The sequence below is a fragment of the Cognatundibacterium rivi genome (assembly GCF_018139565.1).
Classification (GTDB): Bacteria; Pseudomonadota; Gammaproteobacteria; order Burkholderiales; family Burkholderiaceae_D; genus Undibacterium; species Undibacterium rivi.
In genome coordinates this window covers 53,328-76,732 of sequence record NZ_JAGSPK010000007.1, presented here as the reverse complement: position 1 = coordinate 76,732, position 23,405 = coordinate 53,328, and the positions used below count along the sequence as shown (strand labels likewise).

Here is a 23,405-nt window from a genome sequence, read left to right as displayed (position 1 = left end):
AAGGCTATTTATACATAACAACTGCCAGCACCAGCCCTACTACGCACAAGGCATAGATAAAGAGTGCGGTGGTGGGGGGCGCCATCCCTGCATTTGTAGAGGAACGCTTAGCACTCTCGGTGGAAGCTCGTGCTTTGCTTCCTTTCGCAGTCGGCATCTTTTTCTTACCATGCACATCCGGCATTAACTCGAGCAGTGGAGCAGAGTCCAGCTTCAGCAGTTTGGCGTACGCGCGGACAAAACCGCGGACGATTGCCGGTGCTGGCAGGGCGTTATAATCATCTGCCTCAATCGCCAGTATCTGATGACGTGTTATTTTCAGTTGTGTCGCCACCTGATCAACAGTCCAGCCAGAAGCATTGCGGGCTGCGGCCAGCCTGGCTCCCGGTGATGAGGATAACCGTTCAGCATCAGCGTTAAATACATCAGTCGCAATGGGTTGCCCAAGCCTGGACTCAATCAATTCCTGATAATGAAAAGATCCCGTCACTTCTGATAATAACGGCTGACCCGACCCAGCATCACTCATAGAACCCTCGCTTTAAAAAAACGATATTTTGCGCAAAAACGGCGAATAACTATAGCACTGATCATATTGCTTTTTTGTAACTGTGTGTAATTTTTATAGTGTTGCTTACTTTATCGTTGTAAAGCCGTTACTTCATGGCATTTAGACTCAGATGTTGCTGTTTTTGTTAGGTCAAAAGAGCGTCAGTGCTTGGTTTGCTCAGTGAGTTGAGGTGACCTTGATTTTCTATCCAAGCCCGGTTAGTCACCTGCATGGTACTTCTGATAATCATTATTTTTATCAGCAGGCTGATTGTTGTGTTCAGCCGTGGTAAAAATTTAACGCCGTTGTCTAAGCTTGATGCAAATAATGCGCCATAAATGCGCCATAATCTCAGGTTGGTTTAAAACCAGCCTGACTCTCGTCCGGTGCTTTCCTTTTCCCGTGGTCCCATCCGCTTTGATTCCGGAGTATGACAAATGATAAAAATTGCCGTTGTTTCATATAACAATGAAACTCCTATCTCCCCCGTTGCGGCCAGTTTTAGTGAAACACCGCAGACGATAGGACGCAGCGACGACAATTTTCTGGTTTTACCTGATCCCAAACATTTTGTTTCCCGCACTCAGGCCAAAGTCTGGAGCGATGGCGCCCACCATTATCTGATGAATGTCAGCCTCGCGAATCCAGTCAGTGTTAACGGTAAAGAAATTGATCCTGAGCGTGACTATGCTATTCATATCGGCGACCAGATTCAGATCGGTTTATATGTGCTCGAAGTTCTTTCCTGTGAGGCGCAAAGCGACACCACGTTAACTGCAGTCGGCGGGGCAGATGTGATTACCGAACCCGCCGCGACAGAGAATGCTTCGTTCGTAAAAACGGCGGCATCGCAAGGCGACCGGAAAGAGACGCCGCAACCTCCACGATTTCTCATGCGTGCGGACACTGATGCTGTTGCTGAAAACGTGCAACAGGATGAGGCGCATCGTCTGCCACCGGCTACCACGACGCCGCCAGCAGCGGACGGTGTGGTAGCTGAGGCGGTCGAGGTAGCAGATGCGGCAAAACTGACCGAATCAGCGAAGGCGGCCGCGGATTCCAATGAATTACTAAATGCCTTTTTGCAGGGCGCGGGTCTGACTTCTCTGCACATTTCCTCCGGGCTGACAACGGAACTGATGGAAACATTAGGCAAATTAGTGGCGACGTCGGTGGAAGGAACGATGGGTTTGATTTCGCAACGGGCATTGGTGAAACGTGAAGTGAATGCGGACGTCACTATGGTGGTATTACGAAAAAATAATCCTTTAAAATTTTTCCCGGATAGTCAGACCGTTCTGACGCAGATGCTGCGCAAAAAGATGCCGGGATTTATGACGCCGGCAGAAGCGATGGAAGATGCATTTCAGGATTTGCGCGCGCATCAGTTGGGCGTCGTCGCCGGGATGAAGGCCGCGATGGATGCGCTGCAGAAAAAATTTGAACCGTCTGGATTTGCGCGCTTGCTGCCTGTGCCGACCTTGATGGATAAGATGAATCCGGCACGCCGCAAAGCGGACATGTGGGATCATTTTGTCGAAATGTTTGAAGATCTTTCGCTGGAATCGAAAGACGAATTTCAGACCTTGTTCGGCAAAGAATTTTTAGCTGCCTATGAACGCGAAGTGGAACGTGCCAGACACGAATCCCCTGCGCTCTGAATGATTGCGTGATGATGCCCATGCATCTGGATACTGCATACATTAACGCGATCGGTGACCGGCAATCGAATCAGGATGTACTTGACAGCGCGTTTGAGGACGACCTTGCCTGTTTCGTGCTGGCCGATGGAACCGGCGGGCATCTGGGCGGTGAAACCGCCGCCAATCTGGTGACTGCGAGTATCATAGCCAAGTTCCGGAAAGACGCGTCGTTCAGCGCCCATGCCTTGCGCTCTTATATAGAATCGGCGATACAGCAGGTTGGGCAAGAGAAAGCGTCCAGCGCTGTGCAAAAAAATATGAGTTCGACCATGGCAACGCTGCTGATTGATATCGTGAATCGCTGCGCCTTGTGGGCACATCTGGGGGATACGCGAATTTATTTGCTGCGTCAGGGGAAAATACTGTCGGTCTCGAAAGATCACAGTCTGGCGCAAAGAATGGTCGATGCAGGTTATGCTGATTATGCAGCGCTGCGGCAACATCCTCATCGCAACATATTATTTGCCGCGGTTGGTGCCGAGGGTGATATTGTTCCGGAAGTAACATTGGATGCCGTGGCTTTGCAAGAAGGCGATGCCTTCCTCATCTGTACGGATGGCTTCTGGGAATGGGTGCATGAAGACCAGATAGAGCAGAGCTGGCTGGCAAGCCGGAATAGCGAAGCATGGTTGAAGCAGATGAATACGATGGCCGAAAAAAATATCGCCAATACCGATGTCAGTCGGGATAATTTTTCAGCATTTGCCATTTGTGTTCGTGATACCAGTGCTTTGTGATAAAACATGATCTGCCATTTTTACCCTTTGATTTTAGCTTCTAATTTTTAGCCTCTGAGTAAGCCTTGAATACAACTAAATTACTCGATAACGATGTCGCAGATGAGCACCCGGCAGGAACCGGCAATTGCCTCGCGACAGGAACTCGCCTGAATGATTTTGAAATTACCGGTGTACTCGGTCAGGGCGGGTTTGGCATCGTGTATCTGGCCTTTGATCATTCCTTGCAGCGTACCGTCGCGATCAAGGAATATATGCCGAGTGCACTTGCCGGCAGGGCAGAGGATGGCAGCGTGGTCGTTCACACTGGCCGGCATAAGCCAACGTTTGATGCCGGTCTCAAGAGCTTTATCAATGAAGCACGTTTGCTGGCGCAGTTCGATCATCCGTCGCTGGTGAAGGTTTATCGCTTCTGGGAAGAAAATAAGACGGCTTATATGGTGATGCGTCACTACGATGGCGTGACACTCAAGGAGATTGCGGCTACCCGTCCCGAACTCGTGACGGAAGCATGGCTCAAATTTATTTTCCGGCAGATTCTGGATGCGTTGGATACTTTATACCATGCCAGGATACTGCACAGAGATGTGTCGCCGGATAACATTATCGTGCAAAAAAACGGTGATGCGGTGTTGCTGGATTTTGGTTCAGCACGTCAGATCATTGGCGACATGACGCAAGGATTAACCGTTATTCTGAAACCCGGTTATGCGCCGGTCGAGCAGTATGCCGATGACGATGATCTGCGTCAGGGGCCGTGGACCGATATTTATGCGCTGGCCGCTGTCATGTACTACATGATTATCAAGTCCCCGCCCGTCATGTCCGTGGCACGTGTGGTAAAGGATACGCTGGTGCCTTTGCAGCAAGATCCTCATCCAGGATTCAGTACTAAATTTTTGAGTGCAGTCGATCAGGCGCTGGCAATACAGCCACAGGACAGACCGCAAACGATGGATGAATTCAGGCGCTTGCTTGGTATCAGCGCGCTTGCGTCCTCCCGTAAATCGCGTAAATCCTCCTCTCAGCGCAAGGGGAGTGAAAGCGGGCGCGCGGACTCCAGCAATCCCTCATCGCAAAAACTTACCACGACCACGCGTCTTGGTAAGTCGGCCAACGCCGGTATGAGTCCCGGAATGTTGCGTGAAAAACTGCACACACTCCGCCAGATATCTACCACCCGGGCAGGGCTGATCGTTATCGGCGCTATGTTGGTGCTGCTGGCAGCAGGTGTTTATTTCACCACTCGTAATGAGCCAGCGAAACCAGTGCCGTCAAACGTGCCGGTTGTACAACAGCAGGCCGTTGCGTCATCTGTTGCTGCCACCGCATCGATTCCGCTTGCCTCAGATGTGGTCTCTGGCCCAGATCAGGAAGCGCAGGCATGGGAAAAATTAAGTAGCAGCGAACATTCAGAGCCGCAAGCGATCAGCGTATTTTTGCAGCAGTATCCGAACGGCAAACATGCCGCCGCGGCGCAAGCACGTCTGAATGAATTAACGCAAGCGGCGGAACAAGCGAAGGCGCAGAGTGCTCTGGCGGAACCTGCGATCAGTAAAGTCAATGTTAAACTTGCCGTCAAACCGTGGGGCACCGTGTTTGTAGACGGTGTGCAAAGCGGTGCCAGCCCACCGCTGAAAAATTTAAGTCTGACCAAGGGTAAGCATAAAATCAGGATTACTAATCCGGGCTTTCCCGACTATCTGATTGAAGTTGACGCGGGTAAAAATAATGCCAGCGTCATTGAGCATGAGTTCGTTGCTAAATAAGTTTGAGTAAAATGAAGAATAAATTCCGCCTTTTCCCTGTCTGCAGCCTGCTACTCGCATGCACTTTTTTGCCCGGATGCGAAACCGCGCCTAAGAACGCCCCGGCGCCAAAAACGGCAGTCAAGTCGAAAGAGGCAAAACCTGCTGCTGCAGCTACTCCTGCACCTGAAGCCGCAGCACCGGCGCCGGTGATCAGCCCTGACGTACAGGCTTACAACGAGGGAAGCGCCTTATATAACGACGGTAATTACAACGGCGCGATCAAAAAACTCAGTGGCGCGACCGAGATCTGGAATGGTCATAACAAGGCAATACAACTCGATGCGTTGAAAACAATGGCGTTCAGCTATTGCGTCACATCCAGAACACAACTGTGTCGCCAGCAATTTGAGCGAGCCTTAAAGCTTGATCCCAACTTTGATCTGATGCCGAATGAGATTGGTCATCCGATATGGGGCCCGGTTTTTTTAAAGGCCAAAAAAGCTAAAACCTTAAAAAAATAGCAGGGCGTCAAGTTGCGCGGTTTTTTTGCCACCGCGCCGCGCAAGTGTTTCTGTCATCGCGTTCGCTCATGACATCTCAGACGCGGGCTTCTGTCAGCCGTCTTTCTCGCTGATATAAATTCAAAAACAGGTATAGACAAGCCGCATCGTGCAGCTTGTCTTTCTGCGCTTGTTTTCGCCATGTATGCTTGTAAAAGTTTCATTTCCTATTTTTGTGCACTACCTTGATCAGATAGCTGATGAGAATCCGGTGTGCCGGATCGTTTCCGGGTGTACGAGCTGACGATTCTATGCAATAACTTTCCTTAAAAAGCAGACGACAAAATATGTTGCGCCGCAAACAAAATTTCACATTATAAAATTGAATATCGCTATTTGGAAAATTAAAAAACCCCTGCTAGAATGCCTGCATAAATAAAATTTCAGTTTATATTCGTCGATACGCTAACGCGCGCTCACCTCGAAAGCGCACCAACAGGAGGCCTCTTATGTCACCCCAGATAGACCAAGTTCTGGCGCAAGCCGTCAATGATCCAGATGTCATGGAAACGAATGAGTGGCTTGATGCGCTCGAATCCGTGATTGAGAATGAAGGCCCTGAGCGTGCTCATTACCTGATGGAGCGCATGGTTGATCTGGCGCGCCGCCGTGGCGCGCATATCCCGTTCTCCAGCAATACCGCTTACGTGAATACGATACCGGCTGATCAGGGCGAACATTGCCCGGGCAATCTGGAAATCGAAGAAAAACTGCGCTCGATGATGCGCTGGAACGCGATGGCGATGGTGGTGAAAGCCAATCGTCTGGACGGCGATCTGGGCGGTCATTTATCCAGCTTTGCGTCGCTGGCGAACATGCTGGGCATAGGTTTCAACCATTTCTGGCACGCCCCGACCGAAGACCACGGCGGTGACTTGTTGTACATCCAGGGACATTCCGCACCAGGTATTTATGCCCGCGCATTTCTGGAAGGTCGCCTGACCGAAGAACAGTTGCAGCATTTCCGTCGTGAAGTCGATGGTAAAGGTTTGTCCTCGTATCCGCACCCGAAATTGATGCCAGATTTCTGGCAGTTCCCAACTGTATCTATGGGCTTGGGGCCATTGATGGCGATTTATCAGGCGCGTTTCCTCAAGTATCTGCATGCGCGTGGGATTGCGGATACAGAAAAACGGAAAGTATGGGCATTCTGTGGCGACGGTGAGATGGATGAACCGGAATCCATGGGCGCGATCGGTATGGCTGGCCGCGAGCAGTTAAACAATCTGGTGATTGTGGTCAACTGTAACTTGCAACGTCTGGACGGCCCTGTACGTGGCAACGGTAAGATCATTCAGGAACTGGAATCCGATTTCCGTGGCGCAGGCTGGAATGTCGTCAAAGTAATCTGGGGCAGTGGCTGGGATGAATTGCTGGCGAAAGACAAAGAAGGCATCCTGCAAAAAGTGATGATGGAAACCGTCGACGGTGAATATCAAAACTACAAAGCCAGAGATGGCGCATACGTGCGTGCCCACTTCTTTGGTAAACATCCGAAATTGCTGGAAATGGTCAGCAAAATGTCGGATGACGATATCTGGCGTCTGACCCGCGGTGGTCATGATCCGCACAAAATTTACGCCGCCTATAAAGTGGCGCAGGAAAGCAAAGACAAGCCAACGGTGATTCTGGCGAAGAGTATCAAAGGCTTTGGTTTCGGTAAATCCGGCGAGGCACGTAATACCGCGCACAACACCAAGAAGCTTGATGATGAAGCGATCAAAGCCATGCGCGACCGCTTCCAGTTGCCGATTGCCGATGCGGATCTGCCAGCCATACCTTTCTACAAACCAGCCGACGATACGCCGGAAATGCAATACCTGCATGCACGTCGTAAAGCGCTGGGCGGCTATCTGCCACAACGCCGTCAGAAAGCAGACGAAGCGCTGGTTGTGCCAGCATTATCAGCATTCCAGGCAATGCTGGAGCCGACCGCAGAAGGCCGTGAAATTTCCACCACTGCTGCGTACGTCCGCGTTCTGACGACCTTATTGCGGGATGCGAGTTTAGGCCCACGCGTCGTGCCTATCATGGTCGATGAATCACGCACTTTCGGTATGGAAGGCTTGTTCCGTCAGATCGGTATTTTCAGTCAGGTTGGTCAGTTGTATGAACCAGTCGATAAAGATCAGGTGATGTACTACCGCGAAGATAAAGCCGGTCAGATTTTGCAGGAAGGCATCAATGAAGCTGGTGGTATGAGCTCCTGGATTGCTGCAGCGACTTCGTACTCGACCAATAACCGCGTGATGATTCCGTTCTACACGTATTACTCGATGTTTGGTCTGCAGCGTATCGGCGATCTGGCGTGGGCAGCGGGCGATATGCGTGCGCGCGGCTTCCTGCTCGGCGGTACTGCCGGTCGCACGACATTGAACGGCGAAGGTTTGCAGCATGAAGATGGTCACAGCCATGTGCTGGCATCGACGATTCCGAACTGCGTGCCTTACGATCCGACCTTCGCACATGAAGTTGCGGTCATCATGCATGACGGCTTGCGTCGTATGGTGACGAATCAGGAAGACGTGTTCTACTACATCACGCTGATGAATGAGAACTACAGCCATCCGGGCCTGAAAGCCGGTCAGGAAGAGGGCATTATTAAAGGTCTGTACCAGTTGCAAAAATCGGCAGAAACAACCAAACATCGCGTGCAGTTGCTGGGTTCCGGCACGATCCTGCGTGAAGTGATTGCTGCTGCTGAATTGTTGCAATCCGACTGGGGCATCGCTGCCGACGTTTGGTCTGCACCTTCGTTCACTTTGCTGGCACGTGATGGTCAGGATGCGGAACGCTGGAACATGTTGCATCCGACTGAAGATGCCCGTTTGCCATACATCACTCAATGCCTGAAAGACACGACAGGTCCTATCGTTGTATCAACGGACTATATGCGTACGTTTGCTGAACAGGTACGTGCTTTCATTCCGAAAGACCGCAGCTACAAGGTTCTGGGAACGGATGGTTTCGGTCGCTCCGATTCACGTGCCAAACTGCGTGAATTCTTCGAGGTGAATCGTTACTTCGTGGTGATTGCTGCGCTGAAATCGCTGGCTGACGAAGGTGCTTTGTCTGCTTCCGTGGTGGCTCAGGCAATCGCGAAATACGGCATCAACGCAGACAAACCAAATCCGGTGACTGTGTAACAGCATGAGGCAGGGTGCGCCAGGCGCACCCTACGAAAAAACGCAAACGGAGCTAATTTATGAGCGCAATTGAAGTCAAAGTACCGGATATCGGTGATTTCAAGGAAGTGGAAGTCATTGAGCTGATGGTCAAAGTCGGCGATACCATCAAAGTCGATCAATCGTTGATCACTGTCGAATCAGACAAAGCCAGCATGGAAATCCCATCCAGCCATGCAGGTGTGGTCAAAGAAATCAAAGTCAAAGTCGGTGACAAAGTCGCCGAAGGCTCCTTACTGGTGATCGTCGAAGCCAGTGGCGATGTGCCCGCAGCAGCACCAGCTCAACCAGTTGCTGCGCCTGCGACGCCCGCCGCGCCAGCGGCCGCAGCACCAGTACCGGCATCCGCGCCGGTGGTTGCAGCGGCACCTGCGGTAACAGCTGCCGCACCAGTGGCGACAGCGGCTGCCGGTAAAGCACATGCCTCACCATCGATACGCAAATTTGCGCGTGAACTCGGTGTCGATCTGAGCCGCGTTGCCGGGTCTGGTCAGAAAGGCCGCATCACGCAGGAAGATGTGCAGAACTTCGTCAAAGGCATCATGGCTGGCAGCACCGCTGTTGCTGCGGTTTCCGCGCCAGCGAAAAATGGCAGCGGCGTTGGTCTCGATGTATTGCCTTGGCCGTCACTGGATTTCAGCAAATTTGGTGCTACGACAATTTCACCTTTATCACGTATCAAAAAATTGTCCGGCCCGAATCTGCACCGCAACTGGGTCATGATTCCGCATGTCACGCAATTTGATGAAGCCGACATCACTGGCCTCGAAGATTTCCGTAAATCGTCGAACGAAGCGATGGCAAAATCCGGCGTCAAGCTGACGATGCTGGCGTTCGTTATTAAAGCAAGTGTGGCTGCGCTGAAAAAATTCCCGGCCTTTAATTCTTCACTCGACGCCACCGGTGAAAACCTGATTCTGAAACAGTATTACAACATCGGTTTTGCCGCTGATACACCGAATGGTCTGGTGGTGCCTGTGGTGAAAAATGCAGATCAGAAAACCCTGTCGCAGATCGCGCTGGAAATGGGTGAATTGTCTGCCCAGGCACGCGAAGGCAAACTGAAACCGGCTGATATGCAAGGCGCAACGTTCACGATTTCTTCGCTCGGCGGCATTGGCGGTACAGCGTTCACGCCTATCATCAATGCACCTGAAGTGGCGATTCTGGGCTTGTCGAAATCCAGCATCAAACCGGTGTGGGACGGTAAAGCATTCCAGCCACGTCTGATGCTGCCGCTGTCGCTGTCTTATGATCACCGCGTGATCGATGGTGCGATGGCCGCAAAATTCACTGCTTATCTGGCCGACGTGTTGGCTGATCTGCGTAAAACCTTGCTGTGAGCGGAGACCAGGCTATGAGTGCTATCGAAGTGAAAGTTCCGGATATCGGTGACTTCAAAGAAGTTGAAGTGATAGAAGTGCTGGTCAAAGTCGGCGATACGATCAAGGTGGATCAGTCTTTAGTGACCGTTGAATCCGATAAAGCCAGTATGGAAATTCCTGCCAGCCACGCTGGCGTGATCAAAGAGCTGAAAGTCAAGCTGGGCGACAAAATTGCCGAAGGTAGTATTTTGCTGGTGATTGAGGCGGAAGGTGCGACATCGGCAGCAGCGCCTGCAGCGGCTGCTGCTCCGGCAGTTGCTGCGCCGGTTTCAGCACCAGCCGCAGCCCCGGTTACTGCACCAGCGGTTGCCACAACGGTGACAGGCATCGTCGAAGTGAAAGTGCCGGACATCGGCGATTTCAAAGAAGTTGAAGTCATCGAAGTCATGGTCAAAGTGGGCGATACGATCAAGGTCGATCAGTCGCTGATTACGGTGGAATCAGACAAAGCGAGTATGGAGATTCCTTCCAGCCACGCTGGTGTGGTCAAAGAAGTCAAAGTCAAGGTCGGCGATAAAGTGGCCGAAGGTTCTTTGTTGTTGCTGGTGGAAGCTGTGGGTGCAACATCTGCAGCATCTGCTGCGGTCGCTGCCGTTGCACCGGCAGCAATCGCTGCAACTGCGCTTGCTGCTCCTGCACCTGTGGCATCTGGTTACACAGGTCAGGTCGATATCGAGTGCGACATGATGGTACTCGGCGCCGGTCCTGGCGGTTATTCCGCTGCCTTCCGCTCTGCCGATCTCGGCATGAATACGGTGTTGGTCGAAAAATACTCGACACTCGGCGGCGTGTGTCTGAATGTTGGTTGTATTCCTTCAAAAGCGCTGTTGCACGTCGCTGCGGTGATCGATGAAACTTCGCACATGGAAGCGCTGGGCGTGACATTTGCGAAACCGGCGATCGATATCGATAAGCTGCGCGGCTACAAAGAAAGCGTCATTAAAAAAATGACGACGGGCTTAGCTGGCATGGCGAAAGCGCGTAAGGTCAATATCGTGCAGGGCGTGGGTCAATTCCTCAGCCCTTATCACATTGAAGTCACTGCGGCAGATGGTACTAAAAAAGTTGTGCAGTTCAAGCAGGCGATTATCGCTGCCGGTTCTTCCGTCGTGAATCTGCCATTTGTCCAAGAAAAAGAAAAAGCGGACCCACGCATCGTTGACAGCACCGGCGCACTGGAATTACGTCAGGTACCAAAACGTATGCTGGTGATCGGTGGTGGCATTATCGGTCTGGAAATGGCGACTGTGTATTCGACACTCGGTGCGCGCATCGATGTGGTTGAAATGATGGATGGCCTGATGCAGGGCGCAGACCGCGACATGGTCAAAGTCTGGCAGAAGCACAATGAAAAACGCTTCGACAACATCATGCTGAAAACTAAAACGGTCGGCGTTGAAGCACTGCCGGAAGGCATCAAGGTTACGTTTGCATCCGCTATCGAAGGCGAAGCCGCACCTGCACCGCAAATTTACGATCTGGTGTTAGTTGCGGTTGGCCGCAGTCCTAACGGCAAGAAAATCGCGGCAGACAAAGCGGGTGTTGCAGTGACTGATCGTGGTTTCATCAACGTCGATAAACAGATGCGCACCAATGTACCGCATATTTTTGCGATCGGTGACCTGGTCGGTCAGCCTATGCTGGCGCATAAAGCGGTGCATGAAGCACATGTGGCTGCCGAAGCTGCTGCTGGTGAAAAAGCTTACTTCGATGCACAGGTAATTCCATCGGTGGCTTACACTGATCCTGAAGTCGCATGGGTCGGTGTGACTGAAGACGACGCCAAAGCCAAAGGCATCAAAGTCGAAAAAGGCTTGTTCCCGTGGATGGCTTCTGGTCGTGCTGTGGCGAATGGCCGCGACGAAGGTTTCACCAAATTGCTGTTTGATGCAGACACCAAACGCATCGTCGGCGGCGGTATCGTCGGTACGCATGCCGGTGACATGATAGGTGAGATCGCGCTGGCAATTGAAATGGGCGCAGATGCGGTGGATATCGGCAAAACCATCCATCCACATCCGACACTGGGCGAATCTATCGGTATGGCAGCGGAAGTGTTTAAGGGCGTTTGCACGGATTTGCCGCCGCAACGCAAGAAATAAGAGCATCCCCCGTTGTCAAGGGAACGGTACTGTATGAAAAAAGCCGCGCTTCAGGGCGCGGTTTTTTTTATGGCTGCTCGCTGCCGCTTAACATTTGCTGGCAATGCAGAGATTGCCTGCATCTGGTACGGGTCAACAGGTCAACAGGTCAACAAGGTCAGCCGTTCAGCATTTTCATCGTTGCTGCCGGATAGCGTTCTCCGGCGACGGCTTCCGGCGGAAAAATCTGATTCAGAGCCTGCACATCGGCGGCAGACAGTGAAACGTTCAGCGCCTCCCAGTTTTGTTCCAGATAAGACCGCCGTTTGGTTCCGGGAATTGGAATGATATGTGGGTCTTGTGCTAATACCCAGGCGAGCGCGAGCTGCGAGGCGGTGCAGCCATAGTGTGTGGCAAGTTGTTCCACTTTCTTTACGAGTTGCAGGTTTTTATTAAAATTTTCTCCTTGAAAACGTGGGCTCGAACGCCGGTAATCATCTTCAGAAAATTGGTCCGGACTGATCAGCGCACCTGTCAGAAAGCCGCGTCCCAGCGGGCTATACGGCACAAAGCCAATACCAAGGCGGCGACATGCAGCGAGTACACCCTGTTCCGGATCGCGCGTCCACAAGGAATATTCGCTTTGTATTGCGGTGATCGGATGAACTCGGTGAGCGCGCTCTATGGTGGCAACGGATGGTTCCGATAATCCGATATAACGAATCTTGCCTGCCTTGACCAGATCGGCCAGTGCGCCTACCGTTTCTTCTATCGGTGTATGCGGATCAATCCGGTGCTGGTAATACAGGTCGATGGTATCCGTGCCGAGACGACGCAGGCTGCCTTCGACTGCGTTACGGATATACGCCGGCGTACCATTGACGCCGCGCAGATGCGGATTGGATGGATCGCGCACGATACCGAATTTGGTCGCGATAAAGCATTGCTGGCGCTTTCCTTGTATCGCTTTTCCTATCAGTTCTTCATTGGTGTAAGGGCCGTACATATCGGCAGTGTCGAGCAAGGTGATGCCGATTTCCAGTGCACGATGAATGGTGGCGATGGATTCGGCATCGTCGCGGTTGGCATAGAAATCGCTCATTCCCATACAACCCAGCCCCATGGCAGAAACCAGCGGGCCATTACTGCCGAGCTGGCGGGTTTTAAGCGATGCGGTTTCTGTGGCGACTGGTGCCTGAGTCTGTTTGTGGTGCGGATGGCTGGTGGTCATGAAGGCTGTCCTTGGGGTGAATGGATGGTAAATCGATCTCAGCCCCGAAGTTCGCCTGCATATCGCTATACATGGCAATTTTCAGTTGCAGTACCGTCAGGTTGTCCTGCAAGGCTGCGATCGTCTGTTCCACGCTTTGGGTATGCTGTTCCAGCAAGGCCTTGCGTGCAGACACACTCTCTGGCGTATTGCCTTCCCTGCGCCATTCTGCATAGCGCAGCATGTCGCGTACCGGCAAGCCAGTGCGCCGTAGTTTCAGCAAAAAGTCTATCCACCGGATATCTTCTTCACGGAACTGGCGATGTGCATTACTGCGCCGCGCGACCGGATCGAGCAAACCGATCCGTTCGTAATAGCGCAGGGTATGCACGCTGAGCCCAGTGGCAGCAGCGGCTTGTTGTATCGTCATGGGAGTGGTCATGGCAGGCAGTCTAGAAGTTGGAGCGCGCTCTAAGTCAAGCACATTCCTGAGAAAATATTTGAGTATGAAAGGCAAGATCGCGCAGACAGAATAGCAGGATTCAATCTTATGCCCATCCTGAAAAAGACAGACAGTTTCTTGCGAAACGAAAAACAAATGGCATCGTATTCCGATCCGACGTTGCCGGTTTCACACGGGCTGATACTGCACTTGCTGGCATTTTTACAGCAACTGTCCTGTCACTGATTCTGCCCATGCCATTTTTTTGCCTTCAATATACTCCCCCTGGTATGTTTAAAGCCCCTTTGTTTATAAGGACATCAGAGGTGTTTTTTATAAAATAGGGGGGAGTATCCACAATTGCTGCTTTCAGCGGGTGAATACCGGCCCATTCATCTGGGGTGGTTTCGCTGATGTTGTACTATTGTCTTTTCATGATGGCATTCATTGCTCCCTTGTCTGATTTAAGCTGTCTGTGATTGAAAGGAATCTCCATGCCCTTGGTGACATTGACGGTACGCCGTCCTAAAACTGCTGCATTTAAAGACACGGTACTCGATAGTATCCATGCGGCGCTGGTCGCAACGGGAGTACCGCAGGACGATGTATTCCAGCGCGTGCTGGAACTCGATGCCGAAGATTTTCGCTTTCATGCGCGCTATCCGGATGCAGCGACAGATCGTGATGACAATTTCATTCTGATCGAAATTCTGTGGTCGGCCGGACGCAGCGTCAAAGTAAAAAAAGCCTTACTCGCAGACCTGATGCAAAAGCTGCAGGCGCAGGGCTTTAATCCGGAAAATGTGATGCTGGTATTTAAAGAAACCAGCTGGGAAAACTGGTCTTTTTCCGGTGGGCGATTGTTGCATGCCTGATGTGCTGATACCTGCATGAGTGTTCGTCAAACTGAGGAAACCCTATGAAAAAAATGTGGCAGATGTGTAGCGTGCTGACGGTATCGATTGCCGTGTTCTGCGCGCCGCCAGCGCAGGCCGCCAGCACAGAACGTGGCATTTCACTGGCAACGGCGAATGGCGAAATACAGGGCAGCTTATTGCAGCCAGAGGGCAAAGAAAAAGTGCCGGTCGTGCTGATCATCGCTGGCTCTGGCCCGACGAATCGCAATGGCAACAGTGCAGGATTACCCGGCAATAACAATAGTCTGAAAATGCTGGCAGAAGGCTTGGCCAATCAGGGCTACGCGTCGGTGCGTTTTGATAAACGGGGCGTGGGTGACAGCGCTGCCGTGGCAACGACGGAATCGGCGATACGCTTTGAAACCTATGTTGACGATGCCGCCGCGTGGCTGAAGATGCTGAAAGCCGATACGCGTTTTTCTGATGTCGTGGTGTTGGGACATAGCGAAGGTTCGCTGATTGCGATGCTCGCTGCGCAGCAAGTGCCAGTCAGCGCGCTGGTATCGGTTGCGGGCGCTGGCAGCAATTTAGCGGACGTGTTGCGTCAGCAATTGTATGGAAAATTACCACCCGATCTGGTGAAGCCGAATGAAGATATTTTGCAAGCTTTGCAGGCAGGGAAAACTACCGCCAGCGTGCCGCCTGCACTGCAGTTTTTGTATCGTGAAAGTGTGCAGCCCTACCTGATTTCCCAGTTCCGCTTTACGCCGGTACAGGAAATCCGCAAACTCACGATGCCAGTGCTGATTTTGCAGGGCGATACCGATATTCAGGTGGATCGCAGCCAGGCAGAAGCATTGAAAGCCGCAAAACCAGACGCAGAACTCCACATCATCAGCGGCATGAATCATGTCTTGAAAATGGTGCAGGCCGATGCAAAGAAACAAATGGCCTCGTATTTTGATCCCACGCTGCCGATTTCACCTGAGCTGATACGTCATTTGTCGGCATTTTTGCAGCAACTGCCGCGTCACTGATGCTGCTGGATCGATTTTTGGTCTCAAATATACTCCCACCAGTATATTTTAAAGCCCTTTGTTTATAAGGACATCAGGGCTGTTTTTATCAATACATGGGGGAGTATCCATCAATGCCGCATCTTCCGCATTGCTGACGCGGTACTTATGCCGCACTGCACCTAAAGTCCTTACCGTTTTCGCGTCAGCGGTCATTGCCAATGGCTGTTTTGTTGTCATAGTATGAATGTATTGATTCAGATCAAGATGGACAATCCACTACAAAAACGATGGAGACAGCATGGCAGACCAGACTCAGGGACGAGGTGGTGACAGCGCGCCACCCGACATTACCACCATCATCGATACCGCATCACCCTTTCCACCTATCCGCCGCATAGGCATGTTTCGCCCTTTCACCTGGCTGCGGCTGGGCTGGGACGATTTTCGCGAATCCGGCAGCGCCAGTATTTTTTACGGTATCTGTTTCGCCGCAATGGGGCTGATACTCAATCTCGTGCTCAGTCATGCGCCGCAATATGTGTCCGCACTCAGTTGCGGCTTTTTACTGATCGGGCCCTTGCTGGCGCTGGGTTTGTATGACATCAGCCGTCGTATAGAAAACGTGCGTTCCGGTTTGCTCGGCAGTGTGTTTTCCATGCGCGGCCGCTGGAGCAATATTGGCGTGCTGGCACTCGTGCTGGCAGTGATACTGATGGTCTGGGCGCGCGCTTCGCTGGTGATTTTTGCGCTGTTCTATAACAAGGGCATGCCCACTATGCATGGCTTTCTGACGCAGTTATTTTCACTGAATAATCTGGAATTTATTCTGGTCTATGCCTGCATCGGTTTTATCTTTGCGAGTATCGTTTTCGCGATCAGCTGGGTCTCGATTCCCATGATGCTGGACCGCGACAGCGATGCCATCACCTCAATGATCATCAGCTGTGTTGCGCTGTTCATCAATGTACCGGCAACCATCGTCTGGGCGCTGATCATCGTCAGCTTTGTGGTGCTCGGCTTCATGACCTGGAGCCTGGGTTTCATTATAGCCATGCCTGTGATCGGCCATGCGACCTGGCATGCGTACAAAGAAGTGGTGGGGAATGCGGCCGACCGGCGCTGATTTGACGCTTCCCAACATCGTATTCCCAAAGGCGGAGCCGCGACACAGGTTCCGTTTTTTTATGCCTGTCATGCCAGTAATGCGCAAAAATGGCTGCTGGAGCACAAAATATACTCCCGGGAGTATATTTTAAAGCCCTTTATTTCTAAGGAGATAAAGGCATTTTTTGCCACATACTCCCCTTAAAATGCTAATTTAAAAGAAAAATGCAGTCAGTGTAGGATGCGTCATACGCACCAAATCAGGTAAGGTTGATGTTCGTCGGCTGGCAGTAAGCCGCCCCGCATAAGATGCGCAATCATCATGTGCGCCGTAGCCAGATTTTAGGCTGAGAAGCGAATGAACAGGTGAGTGCAGTTTGATTGTTGAGAGTGGCGCGTATGACGCACCCTAAGGAGTACGTACGCTACGCTTGCTAGAAAAGGAAAGTCATGAACGTACTAAAGCCATGGTTGCCATTGATTACCATCGTCGGCTTAGGTAGCGTGATAGCCTGCTACTTTATGAGTGATCACTATCTCCGGTTTACGGAGGAAGTACAACTGGCGAGCGGAGAGCTTATCGCGGTTGACCGTAAGTTTAAAACGGAAGCACTTGGTGAAATTGGCGGGCCAGGAGGATGGGATGCCAAGTTTAACAGCATGGTCATCATCAGACCGCTTCGCGACGGTAATCCGCCAATCTGGCAATCAGAGATTGGCTTGATTCCCATCTTGTTTGATCAGGATACAGGGACCAAAGAATGGTTTGTCGTGACTACTTTTTACATGTGTGACGCATGGAGAAAAATAGGAAAACCGAAACTGCCGTATGCCGAATTCCGGTTGCGTAACGGACAGTGGCAACAGGTTGATTTGTCGCCGCAACATATAGGGAGGCCTGCAAATATTCTGACAAGAATTAGTAATAAAGCTGAGCTGGCTTATCACACAATTAATACCAAAATAGAGCGTATGAGTGCTCAAGGTATTGCACCACGGTTCAACAAAATTACCGAAGAATGGGTCGGTTGTCGAAATTAATGTAACGTTTAATTTAACCAATAATTCAGGAGTCATCATGGCTATAACTGTAGTGGTCTAATAAAAACGGAAACCAGGAATAGGCAAACCACTCACAGCGGATCAAATACGTATCCGAGAATTGGAAGCTCAAAACCGTCAACTGCGCATGGATGTCGATATTTTAAAAAAAGTTTCGGTGGGTTCAATCGGTTAACGCAACACTTTCTGGTCTGATATTGCGACCTCTGCAACCTCAAAAAAAAGCCCGGTCGTTAACCTGACCGGGCTTGATGCTTTGAATGGCAGCGGGTTTATTTCAGCGGCGGAATCGCTTGCGGCACCAGTTTGCTGACGGGCTGTTCGCGCAGTTTGTCGGTCAGTATCTGCAAGGCTTTTTCGAGTTGCTGATCTTGTCCGTTGAAGGTTGCATGCGGCATGTTGTCGACTTCGACATCCGGCGTGACGCCGACGCCTTCAACCAGCCATTGCCCATCCATGCTGAACTGGGCATTTTCTGCGGCGCGTATCATGCCGTTATCCGCCAGGCTGTTGCCATCGGACAGCCAGACACCGGCACCAGCCGTGCGTTTGCCAACCAGTGGGCCGAGTTTCAATGCCTTCACGCCTGCTGCGAAAGTCTCGCCGTCAGAATAAGTCAGCTCATCGACCAGCACCACCAGATGACCACGGAAAGTCTGTTGCATATTGGTGTAAGGGCGGTTATTGCCACGCGACCAGAATGCCCAGGTTTTACGCAATAATTTTTCTATGATCCAGCTGTCGATATTGCCGCCGCGATTGCGGCGCACGTCGATGATCAGACCATCGCGATCGACATTGGCGTAAAACTCGCGTGCAAATGCATTGATGTCCTGCGCACCCATGGCGCGCAGATGCAGGTAACCTATCTTACCTTTCGATGCCTCGTTCACCCGCGCGCTGCGGCTTTGTTCCCAGTCGCTGTAACGCAGATTCGCATGTTTCGTCATGCTGACTGGTGTGACGATGACATCGTGCGGCGCCTGATTTCCACGTTTTACCTGCAGCAGGACTTGCTTGTCGGCCTGATTCAGCAGCAGATCGGCAATGTCACGCGCTTCCATGACCAGCTTGCCGTTGACGCTCAGAATGACATCGCCTTCTTTGACGTTGACATCGGGTTGCGCCAGCGGGCTGCGCTCTGTTGGTAACTCCGGTTCGCTGCGATAGATATGTTCTATCTTATAGCCATCTTTGCTGCGGGCTAACACGGCGCCCAGCGTTGCCGGTGCGCCTTCGGCAGCGGCTTTGCGGATATCGCCGGGACGGAATTGCGAATGCAGTGCGCCGACTTCGCTGACCATTTGCGCCAGCACATCATTCAACTCATTGCGGTCAGTCACGCGTTCGACCAGAGGCGCATATTTGTCGCGCATTTTTTTCCAGTCCACGCCACGCATGTTGTCATCGTACAGAAAATCTCTGTGCATGCGCCAGGCATCGCCAAACATCTGGCGCCATTCCTGACGCGGGTCGGAGGTGAAACTCCAGTCATTGATGCTGACTTTCGCTTTGCTGATATCGTTGGGGGCTTTGGCACCGGCTTCGACAATCACAAAATCACTGTTACCGTTACTGGCAGAGGTTTTGTAATACACATGCTTTTTGTCGGCGGATAAATCAAACTGACGGATGCCGCTGGCGAATACTTCCGGTTGCACCGCGTTTTTGCTGATAGCCAGTGTCTTGAGTGTGCCGCGTCCTTCATGGCCTTCAGGCTCAACGAAATACAGACGTTTATCGTCAATCGCTAAGCCGCGGTAGTTACCGGCGGCGAGTGGCACCTGATACAAACGTTCGCTGAGTTCAGTGTATTCAATCGCTGGCAAGGCCGTTTTGCTGGCTTTTGTATCTGCTGGTTTAGCATCCGTGTCCGATGCTTTTTCTGCCGATTTTTCATTGGTTTTTTCAGCGTTTTTTTCTACGGGTTTTACTTCGGCTTTGCTGCTGAGTTTGCTTAACTCATCGTCCGCTTTAAACGGAAAGCGATTTTTTGCCTGCAGGGCGAGGGCGTAAATACCTGTGCGTTTGTCAAAGCTCGGGCCCAGATTGCGGTCACCCCAGGGTGAACGATTGCCGACCTCGAAGTGGCGTTCAGATAAGAAATACAACCACTTGCCATCGGTGGAAAATACCGGCGTATGCGATTCATAGCGATCGCCGGTGACGAAATGCAGTTGTTTGCTGGCGAAGGAATACAAACCGATTTGCTGGCGGCCGCTGTTGCTGTCAGGGCGCACGATGGCCAGCGTTTTACCGTCAGGTGACCAGACGATATCACCGTAACGGTCAAACCCTGCTTTGCTGCCGTCATCAATGATCGTATTGGTCTTCGTTGCCAGATCCAGCAACCAGACGCGGCCACGTTTATCTGTATGCGCCAGTGATTTTCCATCCGGTGACGGATAAATATTCAGCCTGTGCACATCGCCATTGTGAGTCAGCATTTCTGCCTTACCGATACCGTTCGCAGGATATTTCCAGATTTCATTTTCGCCGGAGCTGTCAACAATCGCATACACGCTTTGGTCGTCGTGCGAGAACACGGCAGCGCGGGCGCGGGCATTTTCGGGGATCGCTAAATCGACACGGCGTTGCAGACCTGTTCCTGCAATCGTGACATGACCGCGTGCAGTGAAAATCAGACGCTCACTTTTGCTGGCGATTTCGGTATCGCTCAGATAGTCCAGCGGCGTACGGATCAGACGTTTTCTTTGCTGATCAAAATCTGAGGTCAGATCGATTGCCAGTGTGTTGTCGGCTTTGCTGGCAAGGTTCAACACATGCAGATCGGCGCCGAGCTGATAGACGATGTTGCCTTCGCCGATGGCGGCGTTTCTGACATCCCATTCTTTATGCGTCGTCAGTTGTTGCGGATTGCTGCCGTCGGCGTTGGCTGTCCAGATATTGAATGCGCCATCGCGGTCGCTGATGAAATACAGGCGACCCTGATACCACATCGGGCGCTTGTTATTGCTGCTGTCGCTGGCAAACAGATTGACGGCTTCGGCTTTGCTCTGCAAGTCATAACGCCACAATTGTGCGGTCGCGCCGCCACGGTAATGTTTGGCATTGTCATTGGTCATTTGCAGACCGAAACGTGTGAAATACAGATAGCGGCCGCTGTCATCGAGCGTTGCTTCATTCGCGTCAGCAACAGGGAAGACGCGGCGCAATTGTGTTTTCGGATCAATCGCTGCAATGACTCTGTGCGCGTTGGGCCCGGTGCTGTTGAGTGTGCTGACTAATACTTCGCCCTGTGCCGTCCAGCCGAGCACATTCACGACATCATTTTCAAATGTCAGGCGTTGCGGCAAGCCGCCGTTGACCGGCATGACATAGGCTTCGGTTGCCCCTTCATAGGCAGCGGAAAATGCCAGCCATAACCCATCACGGGAAATGGCCGGCAAGGTTTCTGCGGCCGGATGGGTGGTCAGCCGTTGCGCCTGGCCGCCGCGCAGGCCGACTTTCCACAAGTCACCTTCAGCGGTAAAGACGACGGTCTCTGCGCGTATGCCGGGAAAACGGTAATACGCCGGTGCGGCGATTGCCGCTGGCAGTATGCTGCTAAGCGTCAGTCCAAGCGCGAGACGGAGCGCGAGGTTGAGAGGCTGCCGTTTGCTCAGTTTGCGCGGTAGAACAGACGAAGGTAAGTAGCGGGTGACGCCAGCGGGTAGTTTCATGTGAGTGATCTTTAACTTAATTTATTGAAATTATTTATTGAAATTACTTATTGCAAACAAAGTTGGTCAGGAAAACAAATTTCCTCTTTTTTCCTACAAAAAATCATCAAAAGTGTTACCGAAGTGTAAGTTTTGTTGATGTTGGGCAACTATCCATTTATAACATCGGCAGAGCAACAATTGTTTCCTTACACGTTGGCCGATCTGCCTTACGTGACCATCAACGCGCAATCAGTTTAGTTATCCGGCGGAGAGAGCCATGAGACCAGTCAACTTCATCAAAGTTCTTGCAATCCTCAGTATTTCGACAGAAATGTCACTGGCGATGGCGCAGAACGTCACTTTCAGCATTAACACGCAGGCCGAACGCAAAACCATCAGCCCGCTGATTTACGGCTTTAATGCTTACGCTGACGGCTACGGTCGCACGGGCTGGGATGCGCATGGCGGCAAAGCGAATCTGGATAGTCTGAATCTGACGTCGCGCCGCCTCGGTGGCAATAATATGACCAGCTATAACTGGGAAAACGGCGTAAGTAATTCCGGTGCCGACTGGTGCCACTCGTCGAATGCCGGTGTGACATACGCGACCGGCGCCGGTGAACCATCCAGCACCAGTGGTCTGGCGTATTACGCACCGGGTGCAGGAATTAAAGCGTTCCACGATCAGTCGCTGGCGCTGGGTACGTTCTCTTTGCTGCAATTGCCTGCTGCCGGCAAGCTGCCGAAAGACATCGTCAATCTGTATCCGCCATCGAGCTGCAAAGGTTACGAGTTATGGCAAAGCACCGCCGGGCCATCGAATATCGATGTGACCCGATGGCTTGATATTGTGAACGACAAACCTGCCGCCGCAGGCAGCCTGAGTCTGGCACCATCGCTGAGCGACAATGTGGTGTATATCGATGAAGAGATTAATTTCCTCATCAAAAAATACGGCAAGGCATCAGCCAGCAAAGGTGTCAAAGGCTATGAACTGGATAATGAACCGGATCTGTGGCATGTGTGGCCATCGAGCCAGGGCGCTGGCACACATGAAAATCTGTACCCGAATCTGACCACGATCAGCGATGTCATGCAAAAAAATCTGGCGCTCGCAAAAACAGTCAAGCGCATGGATAGCTCCGCACAAACCTTCGGTCCGGCGCTGAGCGGTTATCTGGGTTTATTCAGTTTGTGGGCAGTCTGGGATGGTTCGCAATCGCATCAGCCAGCGGACTGGAATCAGTATTCTGTGGAGCCGTATCTCAGTAAAAATACCGGTGACCGCTATCGCTACAACGGTATGACTTTTGCCAACGTCTATCTGGATACGATGCGCAAAGCGTCGGCCTCGGCGGGCAAGCGTTTGCTGGATGCCTTCTCGTTTCATTTCTATTCACAGGCGTCGTATGATCCGGCAAATCGCGTGCAGGCAGCGCGCAGTCTGTGGGACAGCAGCTACGTCGAACCAAGCTGGATCACGCAAGGCGGCAACGGCTTTACCGATGGCCGCGGTCTGGAAATTTTGCCCAAGCTCAAGCAGTCAATTGCCGATTTTTATCCCGGCACCAAGCTCGCTGTGACCGAATATGATTTCGGCGGCAGAGATGATGTGAGCGGTGCGATTGCACAAGCAGATGCGCTCGGCGCGTTTGGTCAGCAGGGCGTGCATCTGGCAACGTATTTCGGCGATGTGGAAGCCTATATTGCCGCCGGATTTAAAATTTTCCGCAATTACGATGGCAATAAATCGGTGTTTCCTGAAGTCTCAGTCAAAGCGGTATCGACGAATAACGGCAATGGCACCGTGTATGCAGCCGTCAGTGCCGCTGATCCGAATACCGTGCATCTGATCGCAATCAACCGCCTCAGCACACCGCTGAATGCGAGCTTGCAAATCGCTCATCCGGTGGCGCTGAATTCTGTACAAGCGTGGGGTGTCGATGCCAGCAGCCAGGCCGTGACCATGCGTGCAGGTCTGAGTGCGATCAAGCAAAATCAGTTCAGCTATACCTTGCCAGCATTGTCGGTGATGCACTTTGTAGTGAAGCCATAATCAGGCAAATCATCGGCTTGACTGAAAAGTGCCGGAAA

16 protein-coding genes are annotated in these 23,405 nt (G+C 51.8%); 12 read left to right on the top strand and 4 right to left on the bottom strand.

Translation table 11 applies throughout. The features are described from left to right. Window positions 1-4 precede the first annotated feature (4 nt). Window positions 5-529, bottom strand: a complete 525-nt coding sequence (locus KDM87_RS16835; RefSeq protein WP_212680290.1) for a helix-turn-helix domain-containing protein — start codon at window positions 527-529, stop codon at window positions 5-7. 458 nt (window positions 530-987) lie between these two features. On the opposite strand from KDM87_RS16835, the gene tagH reads away from it, so the two are divergent. From tagH to lpdA, 7 genes are all read left to right on the top strand, one after another. Continuing rightward, window positions 988-2,211 carry a type VI secretion system-associated FHA domain protein TagH gene (gene tagH, locus KDM87_RS16830; protein ID WP_212680289.1) on the top strand — a complete coding sequence of 408 codons (1,224 nt, stop codon included), beginning with the start codon at window positions 988-990 and terminating at the stop codon, window positions 2,209-2,211. Between the two features lie 11 nt (window positions 2,212-2,222). Continuing rightward, on the top strand, window positions 2,223-2,990 hold the full coding sequence (locus KDM87_RS16825; protein ID WP_212680288.1) for a PP2C family protein-serine/threonine phosphatase: 768 nt from the start codon (window positions 2,223-2,225) through the stop codon (window positions 2,988-2,990). Between the two features lie 65 nt (window positions 2,991-3,055). After that, window positions 3,056-4,759: a serine/threonine protein kinase gene (locus KDM87_RS16820; protein WP_212680287.1), complete on the top strand. Its 1,704-nt coding sequence runs from the start codon at window positions 3,056-3,058 to the stop codon at window positions 4,757-4,759. Window positions 4,760-4,770: 11 nt separating this feature from the next. Continuing rightward, a complete protein-coding gene (locus KDM87_RS16815) occupies window positions 4,771-5,262 on the top strand; it encodes a TssQ family T6SS-associated lipoprotein (protein WP_212680286.1) in 492 nt (163 codons plus the stop codon). Between the two features lie 488 nt (window positions 5,263-5,750). Further along, window positions 5,751-8,447 (top strand): pyruvate dehydrogenase (acetyl-transferring), homodimeric type, encoded by a 2,697-nt coding sequence (aceE, locus tag KDM87_RS16810; protein WP_212680285.1) that lies wholly within the window; start codon window positions 5,751-5,753, stop codon window positions 8,445-8,447. Between the two features lie 59 nt (window positions 8,448-8,506). Then, window positions 8,507-9,829 (top strand): dihydrolipoyllysine-residue acetyltransferase, encoded by a 1,323-nt coding sequence (gene aceF / locus KDM87_RS16805; RefSeq protein WP_212680284.1) that lies wholly within the window; start codon window positions 8,507-8,509, stop codon window positions 9,827-9,829. Between the two features lie 14 nt (window positions 9,830-9,843). Beyond that, window positions 9,844-11,973, top strand: a complete 2,130-nt coding sequence (gene lpdA / locus KDM87_RS16800; RefSeq protein WP_212680283.1) for a dihydrolipoyl dehydrogenase — start codon at window positions 9,844-9,846, stop codon at window positions 11,971-11,973. Between the two features lie 157 nt (window positions 11,974-12,130). On the opposite strand, the gene KDM87_RS16795 is transcribed toward lpdA, so the two are convergent. After that, window positions 12,131-13,183, bottom strand: coding sequence for an aldo/keto reductase (locus KDM87_RS16795; RefSeq protein ID WP_212680282.1), 1,053 nt, complete (start codon window positions 13,181-13,183; stop codon window positions 12,131-12,133). Then, entirely contained in the window at window positions 13,116-13,604 is a 489-nt protein-coding gene (locus tag KDM87_RS16790; protein WP_212680281.1) for a MerR family transcriptional regulator, read from the bottom strand. The genes KDM87_RS16795 and KDM87_RS16790 overlap by 68 nt, the downstream gene beginning before the upstream one ends. A gap of 494 nt (window positions 13,605-14,098) precedes the next feature. Here KDM87_RS16790 and KDM87_RS16785 point away from each other — a divergent pair, with 494 nt between their 5' ends. The 4 genes from KDM87_RS16785 to KDM87_RS16770 all read left to right on the top strand — a co-directional run bounded on the left by KDM87_RS16785 (window position 14,099) and on the right by KDM87_RS16770 (window position 17,625). Next, window positions 14,099-14,479, top strand: a complete 381-nt coding sequence (locus tag KDM87_RS16785; RefSeq protein WP_212680280.1) for a tautomerase family protein — start codon at window positions 14,099-14,101, stop codon at window positions 14,477-14,479. Window positions 14,480-14,523: 44 nt separating this feature from the next. Then, a complete protein-coding gene (locus tag KDM87_RS16780) occupies window positions 14,524-15,498 on the top strand; it encodes an alpha/beta hydrolase (RefSeq protein ID WP_230407844.1) in 975 nt (324 codons plus the stop codon). 280 nt (window positions 15,499-15,778) lie between these two features. Further along, the gene (locus KDM87_RS16775; protein ID WP_212680279.1) at window positions 15,779-16,603 is read left to right on the top strand and encodes a DUF2189 domain-containing protein; all 825 of its coding nucleotides are present in this window, start codon (window positions 15,779-15,781) and stop codon (window positions 16,601-16,603) included. Window positions 16,604-17,034: 431 nt separating this feature from the next. Further along, the gene (locus KDM87_RS16770; RefSeq protein WP_212680278.1) at window positions 17,035-17,625 is read left to right on the top strand and encodes a hypothetical protein; all 591 of its coding nucleotides are present in this window, start codon (window positions 17,035-17,037) and stop codon (window positions 17,623-17,625) included. Window positions 17,626-17,918: 293 nt separating this feature from the next. On the opposite strand, the gene KDM87_RS16765 is transcribed toward KDM87_RS16770, so the two are convergent. Next, window positions 17,919-21,329: a S41 family peptidase gene (locus KDM87_RS16765; protein ID WP_212680277.1), complete on the bottom strand. Its 3,411-nt coding sequence runs from the start codon at window positions 21,327-21,329 to the stop codon at window positions 17,919-17,921. A 259-nt stretch (window positions 21,330-21,588) separates the two neighbouring features. On the opposite strand from KDM87_RS16765, the gene KDM87_RS16760 reads away from it, so the two are divergent. Further along, the gene (locus KDM87_RS16760) at window positions 21,589-23,367 is read left to right on the top strand and encodes a glycoside hydrolase family 44 protein (protein ID WP_212680276.1); all 1,779 of its coding nucleotides are present in this window, start codon (window positions 21,589-21,591) and stop codon (window positions 23,365-23,367) included. Window positions 23,368-23,405: the final 38 nt, after the last annotated feature.